The following is a 13,150-nucleotide window of genomic DNA, read 5'->3' as shown; positions in this document are numbered from 1 at the left end:
TATGAAGATCGTCATCTTCGGGCTCTCCATTACTTCATCCTGGGGAAACGGGCACGCAACCACGTTTCGCGCGCTCTGCCAGGCTTTGCGCGAACGCGGGCATCGCATTGTCTTCTTCGAGAAGAACGTAGAGTGGTACGCCTCGAATCGCGATCTTCCCGAGCCGCAATTCTGCACCGTTCGTCTGTATGAAGACTGGGACGCCATTCTCCCAACCGTTCGCGCTGAGTTGCGCAGTGCGGATGTCGCCATGCTGGGCTCGTACTTTCCCGATGGCATCGCCGCCGCCGAAGAGATCTTCGACTCGCCCGTCCGCGCCAAGACCTACTACGACATCGACACCCCGATCACGGTCGCAGCCCTCCGCGAGCGCGACGCCACTGACTATCTGCAGAAAGCGCAGGTTCCCGGGTTCGACATCTACTTCAGCTTCACCGGCGGCCCCATGCTGCGTGAGTTGGAATCCCGCTTCGGCGCACAACGTGCTTACCCGCTCTACTGCTCCTTCGATCCCGACGAATACCGGCGCTTCGGCGTCAACCAGCGGTTCGCGTGCGATCTCAGCTACATGGGTACGTATGCGCCCGACCGGCAGCCGAAGATCGAAGAGCTACTCTGCAAACCGGCAACCATGCTGCTTCGACGCAAGTTCATCGTCGCTGGCCCACAGTACCCCAAGACCATCACCTGGCCGGCAAATGTGAAGCGAATATTCCATCTCAACCCGCGCTGGCACGCACGCTTCTATTCGTCGTCGCGTTTCACCCTCAACGTCACCCGTCGCGACATGGTGCAGGCGGGCTACTCTCCCTCTGTCCGCCTCTTCGAAGCCGCCGCCTGCGGTGCCGCGATTATTTCCGACAACTGGCCTGGCCTCGATTCCTTCTTCACTCCCGGGCGCGAAATCCTTCTCCCCGCGGACCATCGCGATGTGCTGCACTTCATCACCGACCTTAGCGAGGAAGAGATCGAGAGGATTGGCTTGGCCGCCCAGGAACGCGTGCTCGCGGAGCACACCAGTCAGCGCCGCGCACAGCAGTTCGAAGACCAGATCATGAAGGTCCTGGCCGTGCACCGTTCGCCTGCGGTAGCCAGTGAATGTGAGCCACTCGCAAAAGCGCCTTAGTCCCTAGCCGCTTCACAACACCTGCCCGTTGTAAGGCATCTTTTAATAAAGAACAGCAAGCGGCCAATCAAGAAGACCTGATCATTTCCTTTCCGCAAGCAGAGGAGACGTATGCGAGTTGCCTTAGTCGCACCGCCTTTCATACCAGTCCCTCCTCGCAAGTATGGCGGCACCGAACTTTTCGTTGCGCAGTTAGCCGAGGGACTCAAGAAGCAAGGGATCGATGTAGTGGTGTATGCCAACGGGGAATCCACCGTTGACACGGAAGTGCGATCGCTCTACGCGAAATCGCAGTGGCCTATCGAAGGCGAAGTGTTTGCCAATCTCACGGACATCAACCACAGCGCGTGGGCGATTCGTGATGCCTCCAAAGCCTGCGACATCATTCACGTGAACAGTGCTCCCGCGCTCGCCATGTCACGCCTCGTCGACGTGCCCATGGTCTACACCATGCACCACGTCCACGACGAACATCTCGCCAAGTTCTACGCCTACTATCCGGAGGTTGAGTTCGTTACCATCAGCGACTTCCAGCGTCAACGCGAGTCCATGGCGAGAATGCGCACCATCCACCATGGCCTCGACACCAATCTCTACACCTGGAAGGATGGCAGGCGCGAACACCTGAGCTTCCTCGGACGAATCGCCCCCATGAAAGGCACCCACCTCGCAATCGAGGTCGCGAAGCGTGCCGGAATCCCCTTAAAGATCGCCGGTGAAATCCAGCCCTGCTACCGCGGCTACTGGGAATCGCAGGTCAAACCGCACGTCGATGGCAAGTTCATCGAATACGTCGGCGAGGCCGACCTGCCGGCAAAGAACGAGCTCCTCAAGAACTCCATCGCCATGCTCTTCCCAATTCAGTGGCATGAACCTTTCGGCCTCGTAATGATCGAAGCTATGGCTTGCGGAGCACCCGTACTCGCGCTGTCGGGCGGTGCGGTAGAAGAGGTTGTCTCGCACGGCGTCGGCGGCTTCATCTGCAAAGACGTGGAAGATATGGCTGCGCGCGCCAAAGACGCCAATAAGTTCGATCCCGCCCGCGTTCGCGAATACGTAGAACGTGAGTTCTCGCTGGAAAAAATGGTTTCGCGTTACGCCGAGTTGTTCCGCGATGTCGTCGAGTCGCGCGCCCTCGCCGCACCCGAGGCCGAAGACATTGAACCGTTGACGCAATTGTCAGGAGGGAACACTATCGCAGCATGAGCTTGTTGATAGATGAGAAAGAGCTAGTCCCGATACCTTCGCCGCACCTTGAGCCGAGGATCGCTTTCCAGTCGCTCGAACCGCGGAAGGTCAACAACCTCACCCTCATTGATGGGAAGACCTTCCTGTCTACAATCGTCGCCGGCGATATAGCTCCCGCCGGCGCGCCCGACGTCGGCTTCTTTCACCAGGACACCCGCTTCCTCTCCCACCTTGAGTTCCGTATCGACGGCCATCGCGCCGTCGTGCTCTCCTCGAGCACGGAACGAACGTTCTCGTCGCAAATCGAGCTCACCACCGGAAACATCACGCTGCGTGATTCCTTCGACTTGCCAGAAAACACCGTCCACATCCGCAGAGAACAGGTCCTCGGTTCCGATGTCTTCTTCGATTGCTTTACGTTTGAGAACTTCAATCAAACGCCGGTGGAGTTCACAGTCGAACTGCTCTACGACGCCGACTTTGTGGACGTCTTTCAGGTACGCGGCGTAGCGCGCGCTGTTCAGGGCCAGCATTTCCAGCCGGTCCTGACCGAGTCCTCCATCTGCTTCTACTACCGCGGCCGCGACAGCGTAATGCGCAAGACGCTCGTGGAAATGAGTCCAAAGCCCGACGAGATCGAGGCCCGCGTCGGCCGCTGGCATTTGAAGCTTGAACCGCTCAAGCGCATTCAGATCGAGGCCCGTGTTACACCAGCCTCCAACCGCGTTCCCTCGCGCAACGCCGCTATCAATATGGAGCGCACCCTAGAGCAGCGTCGCCACGCATTCAACGAGTGGGAACGCCGCAGCACGCATTTCAAGACCAACAACGAAGTCTTCGACGCGGCCCTGAACACCGGCATCGGCGATTTCCACGCTCTCCAGGTACCGAATGGCAACGAACACATCATCGCTGCCGGTATTCCGTGGTTCGCTACGATTTTCGGTCGCGATTCCATCATCGCCGCCTATCAATCTCTCTGTCTCAATCCGCAACTCGCGGTAGATACCCTTCGTGTTCTCGCCCGCTACCAGGGCACGCGCGACAGTGCATGGCAGGACGAAGAGCCAGGCAAAATCCTGCACGAATACCGCGAAGGCGAGATGACCCTCTGCGGCGAGATGCCCTTCGGCCCCTACTACGGCTCGGTGGACGCCACTCCGCTCTTCCTCATTCTCCTCAGCGAGGCTTACAACTGGACTGCCGACGATCAACTCGTGCGCGATCTCCTACCCGCAGCGATGCGCGCGCTGGAGTGGCTCGACCGCTATGGCGATCGCGATGGTGACGGCTTCGTTGAATACCAGCGCCGCTCGCCGAAAGGTCTGATCAACCAAGGCTGGAAAGATTCGTGGGACGCCAACATGCACCGCGACGGCAAGGTTGCCGAAACGCCGATCGCGCTCTGCGAAGTGCAGGGCTACGTCTACGAAGCGAAGTACCGCATGTCGTCGTTGCTGCGCACCTTTGGCGACACCGGTACCGCTGACCGCCTCCGCCGCGAAGCCACCGAGTTGGCCAAGCGCTTCGACAAGGCTTTCTGGATGCCCGACGAAGGCTTCTACGCCATGGCCCTCGACGCCGAGAAAAAGCCGCTACGCGTCATCTCTTCCAATCCCGGCCACCTGCTCTTCACACGCATGCTCAGCCGAGAGCGCGCCCGCATGGTCACGCAGCGCTTCATGCAAGACGACCTGTATAGCGGCTGGGGCTGGCGAACGCTCGCAATGTCGGAGCGGATCTTCAACCCGCTGAGCTACCATCGCGGCTCCGTCTGGCCGCACGACAATTCGCTCATTGCCCACGGCATGGCTCTCAATGAGTATCGCGAGCCGGCGCTTCAGGTCCTAACTAGCCTCTATCAGGCGGCTCTTGAGTTTCGCGACTACCGTCTGCCCGAACTCTTCTGCGGCGTGCAGCGCCGTATCAACGACGAGCCCGTGCACTACCCGGTCTCCTGTTCGCCCCAGGCTTGGGCGTCGGGCGCCATGTTCCTCATCCTGACCTCGGTCCTCGGCATCCGCCCCAGCGCGCAACGCAAAGAGTTGAACATCGTCAATCCCGAACTGCCGGACTGGCTCGATCACCTCCACGTTCGCAATCTCCGCATCGGTAACAGCCGCGTCGGGCTCGATTTCACGCGCGGTGGCACACGGACCTTCTGCAATGTGGTAGATGTAGAAGGCGACAAGCTACTGGTCAACGTGGCATTCAAACGCTAGCAAGAGGAGAAAGACATGGCTGACGTGAAAATCACCGTAAAGCGAAATGGTCCGTACCGCGTAGAGTGCCCCGAGGGCGCCGTCTCACTCGTGGATGCCGACGGCAACTCCTACGACCTGACAGGGAAGACAGGGTTCTCGCTCTGTCGCTGCGGCGGCAGCACCAACAAGCCCTTCTGCGATGGAACCCATTCAAAGATCGGCTTCCAGGGCGCCGAAGCCGCGGTCAAGCAAGCCGAAGGCAATGAGCAGTTGCCACCGAAAACCACGCTTTAGATTTCTTCGGGAAAAACGGAAGGACAGCCGAGCGGCTGTCCTCTTCAATGCACCGTCTTCGTCTTCCGCGACATGTAATCCATCAGCAGATACTGTCCCAACGTGTAAGGCGTGGTGAAGTACGCCTTCCCGCGGCACATCTGCGTCACCTTCTGCACGAACTGCACCAGCCCATAATCGCTCGCCAGCATGAAGGTATTAATCATCACTCCCGCGCGCTTGCACTTCGAGACTTCTTCCAGCGTCTGGCTTACCACCAGCGGATCCAGCCCAAAGGCATTTTTGTAGATGCGTCCATCTTCCAGCGTCAGCGCCGAGGGCTTCCCATCGGTGATCATGATGATCTGCTTCATGTCCTTGCGCTGGCGTTGCAGGATGCGCTGCGCCATCCGCAGCCCTTCGCGCGTATTCGTGTAGTAAGGTCCCACCTTCACCCGCGCTAACTGCGAGATCGGCAACTCCTCTGCGGAATCGTGAAACAGCACCAACGACAAGCTATCGCCGGGATACTGCGTCCGAATCAGTTGCGACAGCGCCATCGCCACTTTCTTCGCCGGAGTAAAACGATCTTCGCCGTACAGGATCATCGAGTGCGAGCAATCGAGCATCAGCACCGTCGCGCAAGACGACTGATACTCGCACTGGTGCACCTGCAAATCGCTGTACTCAATCTCAATCGGCAGCTGCAATCCTTCGCGCTGCATTGCGTTCGACAGCGTCGCCGTGATGTCCAAATTCAGCGTGTCGCCAAACTCATACTGCTTCGATGACCCACTCGCTTCTACTCCGGTCGCCAGATCGCGCGTGTCATGCCGTCCAAAGCTCGACTTCCCCAGAGATCCCAGCAGGTCGCGTAGCGTTCGATAGCCAAGGAAATCCAGCCCTTTTTCGGTGACTTCGAACTTTGCTTCGCCCTGCTCCTGCGCATCGCCAACCTGCCCACCCACGCTCGACTGCCGCGATTGATCGAATGGCTGATCCACCGTGATGTAGTTCTCCTGCTCCATCCGGTTCATCAGCTTTTCCAACAGCTCGTCGAAAGCGCCTTCGGCCTGCGCCTGCTTCAGCTGTTCCTTCATCTCTTCGTCGAAGAGGTCGCTGTTCATCAGAGCCTGCGCAATCGCCTGTTTCAACCGCTCCATCGACTGCTCGTCGCCCACATCGTAGAAATCCGAATACGGATTCTCGAACCCGCTCTGTAGCAGGTAATCCGACAGTGCCTTCATGAGATCTTCCATCGAGATCTCTTCCGCCAGATTAGGAACGTACTTTTTGTACTTGATGTACTTCATCTAGTTGAACCCGCGGTTTCTCCGGTTGCGCTCGCGAACGAAATCGTCTTCCTCGCGGAAGAGCTGCTCTTTCTTCGCACTCTGCTTCTCTCCAGCAGTGAACTTACGTTCCTCCGTGCGGCCGATGCGCTTATGCGCGTGCAGGCCTTCTAGAATGAACTCCGCTGCCGACGCCTGCAGCTCTGGCGCATCGCTCGTCTTTGCGCCCACGTTCTCAATCTTCTCCATCAGTCCCTGGATGTTCTTCATGCTCTCCAGCACTTCTTCTGCCGGGGCCGTGTCGAGCATCTGCACTTCGCCGCCGAGGTCGAAGTACTGCACCACCTGCTTCAGATGGTTGTTGTTTCCCTGGAAGTATCGATCGTAAGTCTTCGCAATCGCCGTGCGGATGACCTCTCGCGCAATCGCATCCGCGCCTTTGATCTCGCCTTCGTATTCCAGTTCCAGCTTGCCGGTAATTGCCGGCAGCGCCGCGTAGATATCCGCCACCCGCGGCACCACCGTATGCTCACCACTCCGCAGCGCTCGCCGCTCGGCGTTCGAAAGAACATTCTCCACGGTCGAGATCGGCAGCCGCTGGCTCACGCCCGAGCGCTTATCCACCCGCTTATCATCGCGCGCCACGAACGCAATTTGTTCCACGATCTCGTGAATGTAGCTCGGGATATGGATGCGCGTACCATCCCGCCGCGTCCACGCCTCCTGCTGCGTGATCGAAATCCCTTCTTCCACCGTCGACGGATAGTGCGTGCGAATCTCCGACCCGATGCGGTCCTTCAGCGGCGTAATGATCTTGCCGCGCGCGGTGTAGTCCTCCGGGTTCGCGCTAAAGACGAGCGCCACATCCAGCGGCAGCCGGATCGGGTAGCCCTTAATCTGCACATCGCCTTCCTGCATGATGTTGAACAACCCCACCTGGATTTTCCCCGCCAAATCCGGCAACTCATTAATCGCAAAGATCCCGCGATTGGCGCGCGGCAACAGACCGTAGTGGACCGTCAATTCGCTCGCCAGCGTAAATCCCTGCTTCGCCGCTTTGATCGGATCGATATCGCCAATGAGGTCCGCGATCGTCACGTCCGGCGTCGCCAGCTTCTCCACGTAGCGTTCCTCGGCGGAAAGCCACGCGATTGGCGCATCGTCGCCAAACGATTTGATCATGTCCTTGCAGCGCCGGCAGATCGGATCGTACGGATTGTCATGGATCTCGCAGCCCGCGAGATACGGCGTCTCCGCGTCGAGCAGCGACGTAAGCGCGCGCAGTATGCGGCTCTTCGCCTGTCCGCGCAGTCCGAGCAGGATGAAGTTATGCCGCGAGAGCAGCGCATTCACGACTTGCGGCGTCACCGTGTCTTCGTAGCCCACGATCCCAGGGAAGATGTTTCCCCCTTGCCGCAGGCGGTCGAGCAGGTTTTCGCGCAGCTCGTCTTTCACGCGGCGTCTCGCCAGACGCGGTTCGGAAAATGAAGACTTTCTCAGTTGGCCGAGTGTTTCGGGAAGGGAACTCAAGGAGGATGCCTCCGGTGCTGGCGATTATACGCCCGCAGTTGAAAACGGTTTTCAATGCCCTCGCTTGCTGGGTGTTACATTCAGACGTTACATTGGACGCGCAATTCACGCCGTCGTTGCGAAATCTCTCGCGCACAATTTAAAGCACATGAAACTGAAAGACCAGATTGCAGTCATTACCGGCGGTTCCATGGGCATCGGCGAGGCCATCGCCAAGCTCTTCGTCAACGAAGGTGCGAAGGTGGTTCTCTGTTCCCGCGAAGCCGCCCGCTGCGAAGAGGCCCGCCAGCGCATCGGCCATCCCGAGCAGACAGTCGCCTTAGCCTGCGACGTCCGCAACCGCGCCAGCATCGATGCGCTCATCATGGCAGTCCTTGCGAGGTTCGGCCGCATCGACATCTGGATCAACAACGCCGGCTACGGCCTCCTCGACTCCACCGAGAACCTCGACCTCACCGCCGCGCGCGAACTCTTCGACACCAACCTCTGGGGCGCCGTCCAAGGCATGCAGGCCGTCATCCCAGCAATGCAGCGCCAGCGCTCCGGCGTCATCGCCAACGTCTCCAGCGCCGCCGGATACATCGGTGTCCCCTACATGCCCGCCTACTGCGCCAGCAAGCACGCCCTCAACGCGATAAGTCACACCAGTCGCCTCGAACTCGACCAATATGGAATCGCGATCGTGAGCGTCTGCCCCGGCTACGTGCAAACCGAGTTCGGCAAAAACGCGGTGAAGGGAAGCGACAGCCGTCGCGTCGGCGGATCCACAAAACACGGCATTACCGCCGACCGCGTAGCCCGCGCGGTGTTAAGGGGATGCGTGAAGAAATCGCGAGAGATCGTAGTCCCGTGGTACTACCGCCCACTATTCGTGACGTATTCAATGTGGCCAGGATTGATTGAGACGATGCTGCGGAAGAGCGTTCGCAAGATCTAGCACAGATATCCATCGGGACAAGAGGTTGTATCAGGGCACGCGTTCTGCACCGATGCCAGAAGGTTTTGTATCAGGGCACGCGTTCTGCACCGATGCCAGAAAGGTTTTGTATCAGGGCATCGCTTCAGCGATGCCGAAAAGGCCACATAAAAGAGGGGGCTTTAGCCCCTGCAAGATCTACCCGCAATCCACCAGCATCCCTTCCATCTCATTCCGCGCATGCTGGTTCCCCACACGCACCGCCACCGCGATTCCCGTCTCCAACATCGCGCGCGCCTCGTCCAGACGTCCGGCTTCAATCAGCGTCTGCGCTCCCATCTGGTAGGCCGGCACATACTCCGGTTTCTTATCGAGGATGGTCTGAAACTCGCGTAGCGCCCCATCCACATCGCCCGTCTTGGCGATCTCCAAGGCCAGCCCATAGCGCGCGAAGGCGTCGTCCGGGGAACCCTCAAGTATTTCTTTCAACATTGCAATCCGATCCATGCAGCCGATTCTACATTGCGCGCATTTCCTAACTCCTAAGACCTAACTCCTAAAACGTTCTTCCAAGACCCCATATACAATAGGCGTTCGTCTTCCCATGGCCTGCCCCTTCTTCATCCCGACCGAACGCCTCGACGGTGCCTTCAAATTTCCGGACCGCCTCCCGCTTGCGCCCGGCTTCAGCGGCGTCTGCGGCGCTCCCGGACAAATGCTCTGCCGCCCCGCCGATGAAGAACTTCGCGACCATTGCAACCTTGGTCACGCCTCGTGCTTGCGTCTGCCCAAGCAGCGTCATGCCGACTCCGTCCGCTTCTCCGCCAGAGCCGAGAAGCACAAGATCAATGTTCGCTACGTGTATGAAGTCGAATGCTGGCCCGCCGGCGGCGGCACCCTCGAGTTCGACGACCATCAGCATCGCTGGCTCACCAAGATTGAAGACGACAAGCTCCAATGCCAGGCTGAGTGCTTCCTGAAGACCTGGCGCACCCGCCAACGTCCTTCCGCCGCCGCCGCGCATCTTTAAGAGATCAGACATAACAGAGGAACGATGACCACCGAAAACCTTCATCCCAAGCCAGTGCGCGATTCCGCCTCCGAAATGGTGGAGATCGTCCTCCCCAACGATGCCAACCCACTCGGCCATCTTCTCGGCGGCCGCCTCATGCACTGGATTGATATCTCCGGCGCGCTCGCTGCGCACCGCCACTGCCGCAACTACGTCGTCACCGCCTCCATCGACCACCTCGATTTCCTAGTCCCCGTACAGGTCGGCGATCTGGTTGTCTTCCAATCGTCCGTAAATCGTGCGTTCAACACGTCTATGGAGATCGGCGTCAAAGTTCTGGTCGAGAACTACATCGCCTCCACCCGCCAGCACGTCAGCTCGGCCTACCTCACGTTCGTCGCCGTGGATCGCCACGGACGAAAGCTCCCGGTTCCGCAAGTCATCCCTGAGACCGAAGACGAGAAGCGCCGCTACGAAGGTGCCCTGCGCCGCCGCGAAGCCCGCAAAAGCGAACTAGAGCACCGCAAAGCCGCCCGCGCCAAAAAGGCCTAGGGATCATGTCAATGTGGGTGCCCCACCCTTCCCGAAGGGAGGGTGGGAGGGCAACTATCGCTAACCCCATCCCGTCCCCCCACGGGATTTTTCTTTCCCGCAACAAAACTGAACCTCCCCTTCAAAAAAAGTGATCCACATCACAGCGCGATAGTTATCCTGCTCGCAGAATAGTACCCATTCTGCTTCCGCGGATCTTGCGCTCGTGTGCACGGTCTTTAACCAGAACGCTCCTTCATAAACTCTGAGGCCTAATGATGGATAGTGCTCTTCTCGTCCACCGCCTGCATTTTGCGTTCACGGTGACGTTTCACTACCTCTTTCCCATGCTCACCATGGGCCTTGCGCCGCTGATCGTCGCGCTCAAGACCATGCACCTGTGGAAGAAGGACGAAGCGTACGCCCGTGCCGCCCGCTTCTGGGCGAAGATTTTCGGAATCAACTTCGTGATCGGTGTCGTCACCGGCATCCCGATGGAATTTCAGTTCGGCACCAACTGGTCGCATTTCTCGCGCTTCGCCGGAGGCGTCATCGGCCAGACCCTCGCCATGGAAGGCATGTTCGCCTTCTTCCTCGAGTCCAGCTTCCTCGGTCTCTTCCTCTACGGCGAGAAGCGCCTGAGCCCCAAGATGCACTGGTTCGCGGCCCTCATGGTCTTTGCAGGATCGTGGCTCTCCGGCTACTTCATCATTTGCACCGACGCCTGGATGCAGCACCCCGTCGGCTACGCCGTTGCCGCTGATGGCTCCGTCGCCGTGAGTAGTTTCTGGAGCCTGGTTCTGAATCCTTGGGCGATTTGGCAATATGCCCACAACATGTGCGGTGCCGCGATCTGCGGCGCCTTCGTCATGACCGCGCTTGGCGCCTACTATCTCCTGAGCAAACAACACGTCGAGCAGGCGAAGATTTTCATGAAGACCGGCATCGTCTCCGGCCTCTTCTTCTCCTTCATGGTGATGGGCCCCACCGGCGACAAGCAGGGCCGTTACGTCACCGAATACCAGCCCGCAACTCTCGCCGCCATGGAAGCCCTCTGGGAAACCCAGCCCGGTGCGGATTTGGTCATCATCGGCCAGCCGAACCAGGAAGAGAAGAAGATCGATAACCCGATCGTTGTCCCGAAAATGTTGAGCTTCCTCACCTACCGCGCGTGGGAAGCCGAAGTCAAAGGCCTCGATTCATTCCCGAAAGAAGATCAACCGGAGAACGTTCCGCTCCTGTATTACGCCTACCACATCATGGTTGGCCTCGGGACCATCTTCCTCGCGGTCATGGTCGTCGCCGCGTTCCTCTGGTGGCGCGGTGCGCTCTGGAATGCGAGATGGATGCAGTGGATCCTGCTGCTCGCGTTCCCGCTGCCCTACATCGCCAACACCGCCGGCTGGATGACCGCCGAACTTGGCCGCCAACCGTGGCTTGTCTACGGTCTTCTGCGCACGGCGCAAGGCTACTCGAAATCGGTCTCTGCCGGGAACGCATGGTTCACATTGCTAGGCTTCATGGGCATGTACACCATCCTAGGGATCCTCTTCCTCTTCCTCGTTCGTCGCGAAATCGAGCACGGCCCGGAAGCTCCACCCGATCCGACGCAGCCGCTTGTGGCAGCGAATCCGATCCTGAAGGGGGCGCACTAATATGCCGACACTCTGGTTTTGCATTGTGGCGGTCATGGTCGCCGCCTACGTCGTACTCGATGGCTTCGATCTCGGTGCCGGCGTGCTGCATCTCTTCGTCGCTCGCACTGACGAAGAACGCCGCCTGATCATCCGCAGCATCGGCCCCGTATGGGATGGCAATGAAGTCTGGCTGCTCTCCGCCGGAGGCACGCTCTACTTCGCCTTCCCGCAGCTCTACGCCTCGGGCTTCAGCGGCTTCTACCTTCCGCTCATGATGGTGCTCTGGCTGCTCATGGGTCGCGCCATCGGCATCGAGTTCCGCACCCACATCCAAAGTGACGTCTGGAAAGGTTTCTTCGACGTCGTCTTCTCGCTCTCCAGCCTTCTGCTGACGATCTTCTTTGGCGCCGCTCTCGGCAATGTCATCCGCGGCGTCCCCCTCGGCGAAGACCGCTACTTCTTTGAGCCGCTCTGGACCAACTGGCGCGTCGGCCCGCATCCCGGCATTCTTGATTGGTACACGGTGCTGTGCGGCGTCATCGCCGCCGTAACGCTTACCGCGCATGGCGCGTTCTATGTCGCCTCGAAGACCGAAGGCGACTTGAACCAGCGCTGCCGCAAGACTGCCGCTGTCCTGTGGCCTGTGCAGGTGCTCCTCACCATCGTCAGCCTCATCGCCACGACCTCTATCCGTCCGGAAGTCTTGGCGAATTACAAACGCTGGCCCGTGGGATGGCTCATCCCCATCCTCGTGGTTGCGACCCTCGGCGGAATGTTCGTCTTCCGCAAGAAGGGCAACGACAAGGCTGCGTTCGTCTCCTCAGCTCTCTACATCACTGTCATGCTCGTCGGCGCCGTCTTCGCGCTCTATCCAACGGTCCTGCCAGCGAGCACCAATCCCGACTGGAGCCTCACCATTCAAAACGCCTCCGCACCGACGTATGGCCTCACCATCGGTCTTGTGTGGTGGTCAATCGGCATGGTCTTCACCGTCGGCTACTTCGTGTTCGTCTACCGCATGTTCCGAGGCAAAGTAAGCCTGAGCGACGGCAGCGACCACGGCTATTGAAATGTAATTGGGTCTTGAGATCTGGGTGCCCCGTCCTTATCCGCAAAGCGGATAGGGCGGGGTTTTTCGCTTTAACTCATCCCGCATCGCGCAACGAGACCTGTATCAGGGCACGACTTCACAGGCGCTGAAAGACTCGTATCGAAGCGGCTTCGTATCAGGGCACGACTGCACAGGCTGCTGAAAAACCAGTATCGAAGCGGCTTTGTATCAGGGCACGACTTCAGTCGTGCCGAAACAGCTCCTAAAAATTCTGGGCTTTAGCCCCTGCATCTTTTGCCTGTCACGAAACCGTCAACATCCCCGCAGCAACTCTCCTCGCACTTCAGTGTTATCTTCTCCATCAAGCAGTTCTATTAGCGTGCACTTCGC

General features: G+C 59.0%; 12 protein-coding genes. 9 read left to right on the top strand and 3 right to left on the bottom strand.

All coding sequences use genetic code 11. The annotated features are described in order from the left end of the window. Position 1: 1 nt before the first annotated feature. The 4 genes from ACID345_RS16845 (at position 2) to ACID345_RS16830 (ending at position 4,812) form a co-directional block, all read left to right on the top strand. Positions 2-1,126, top strand: a complete 1,125-nt coding sequence (locus ACID345_RS16845; RefSeq protein ID WP_011524061.1) for a CgeB family protein — start codon at positions 2-4, stop codon at positions 1,124-1,126. A gap of 111 nt (positions 1,127-1,237) precedes the next feature. Further along, positions 1,238-2,332, top strand: a complete 1,095-nt coding sequence (locus ACID345_RS16840) for a glycosyltransferase family 4 protein (protein ID WP_011524060.1) — start codon at positions 1,238-1,240, stop codon at positions 2,330-2,332. Further along, positions 2,329-4,536 (top strand): amylo-alpha-1,6-glucosidase, encoded by a 2,208-nt coding sequence (locus ACID345_RS16835; RefSeq protein ID WP_011524059.1) that lies wholly within the window; start codon positions 2,329-2,331, stop codon positions 4,534-4,536. Before ACID345_RS16840 ends, ACID345_RS16835 begins: the two co-directional genes overlap by 4 nt. Before the next feature lie 15 nt (positions 4,537-4,551). Then, on the top strand, positions 4,552-4,812 hold the full coding sequence (locus ACID345_RS16830; RefSeq protein ID WP_011524058.1) for a CDGSH iron-sulfur domain-containing protein: 261 nt from the start codon (positions 4,552-4,554) through the stop codon (positions 4,810-4,812). A gap of 44 nt (positions 4,813-4,856) precedes the next feature. Here the strand turns inward: ACID345_RS16830 and ACID345_RS16825 are convergent, their stop codons facing one another. Next, entirely contained in the window at positions 4,857-6,104 is a 1,248-nt protein-coding gene (locus tag ACID345_RS16825) for a vWA domain-containing protein (RefSeq protein WP_011524057.1), read from the bottom strand. Further along, entirely contained in the window at positions 6,105-7,613 is a 1,509-nt protein-coding gene (locus tag ACID345_RS16820) for a sigma 54-interacting transcriptional regulator (RefSeq protein ID WP_011524056.1), read from the bottom strand. Between the two features lie 148 nt (positions 7,614-7,761). Here ACID345_RS16820 and ACID345_RS16815 point away from each other — a divergent pair, with 148 nt between their 5' ends. Beyond that, positions 7,762-8,550: an SDR family NAD(P)-dependent oxidoreductase gene (locus ACID345_RS16815; protein ID WP_011524055.1), complete on the top strand. Its 789-nt coding sequence runs from the start codon at positions 7,762-7,764 to the stop codon at positions 8,548-8,550. Between the two features lie 177 nt (positions 8,551-8,727). Here ACID345_RS16815 and ACID345_RS16810 read toward each other — a convergent pair whose 3' ends face one another. Further along, positions 8,728-9,036 carry a tetratricopeptide repeat protein gene (locus ACID345_RS16810; protein WP_011524054.1) on the bottom strand — a complete coding sequence of 103 codons (309 nt, stop codon included), beginning with the start codon at positions 9,034-9,036 and terminating at the stop codon, positions 8,728-8,730. Positions 9,037-9,133: 97 nt separating this feature from the next. Between ACID345_RS16810 and ACID345_RS16805 the strand changes: the two genes are divergently transcribed. The 4 genes from ACID345_RS16805 (at position 9,134) to cydB (ending at position 12,778) form a co-directional block, all read left to right on the top strand. Next, positions 9,134-9,559, top strand: a complete 426-nt coding sequence (locus tag ACID345_RS16805) for a hypothetical protein (RefSeq protein ID WP_041855807.1) — start codon at positions 9,134-9,136, stop codon at positions 9,557-9,559. Between the two features lie 24 nt (positions 9,560-9,583). After that, a complete protein-coding gene (locus ACID345_RS16800) occupies positions 9,584-10,093 on the top strand; it encodes an acyl-CoA thioesterase (protein ID WP_011524053.1) in 510 nt (169 codons plus the stop codon). Between the two features lie 254 nt (positions 10,094-10,347). Beyond that, the gene (locus ACID345_RS16795; protein WP_011524052.1) at positions 10,348-11,727 is read left to right on the top strand and encodes a cytochrome ubiquinol oxidase subunit I; all 1,380 of its coding nucleotides are present in this window, start codon (positions 10,348-10,350) and stop codon (positions 11,725-11,727) included. Between the two features lies 1 nt (position 11,728). After that, positions 11,729-12,778: a cytochrome d ubiquinol oxidase subunit II gene (cydB, locus tag ACID345_RS16790; protein ID WP_011524051.1), complete on the top strand. Its 1,050-nt coding sequence runs from the start codon at positions 11,729-11,731 to the stop codon at positions 12,776-12,778. Positions 12,779-13,150: the final 372 nt, after the last annotated feature.

The organism is Candidatus Koribacter versatilis Ellin345, from assembly GCF_000014005.1.
Lineage (GTDB): Bacteria > Acidobacteriota > Terriglobia > Terriglobales > Acidobacteriaceae > Korobacter > Korobacter versatilis_A.
This window is presented reverse-complemented; position numbering and strand designations above follow the sequence as displayed.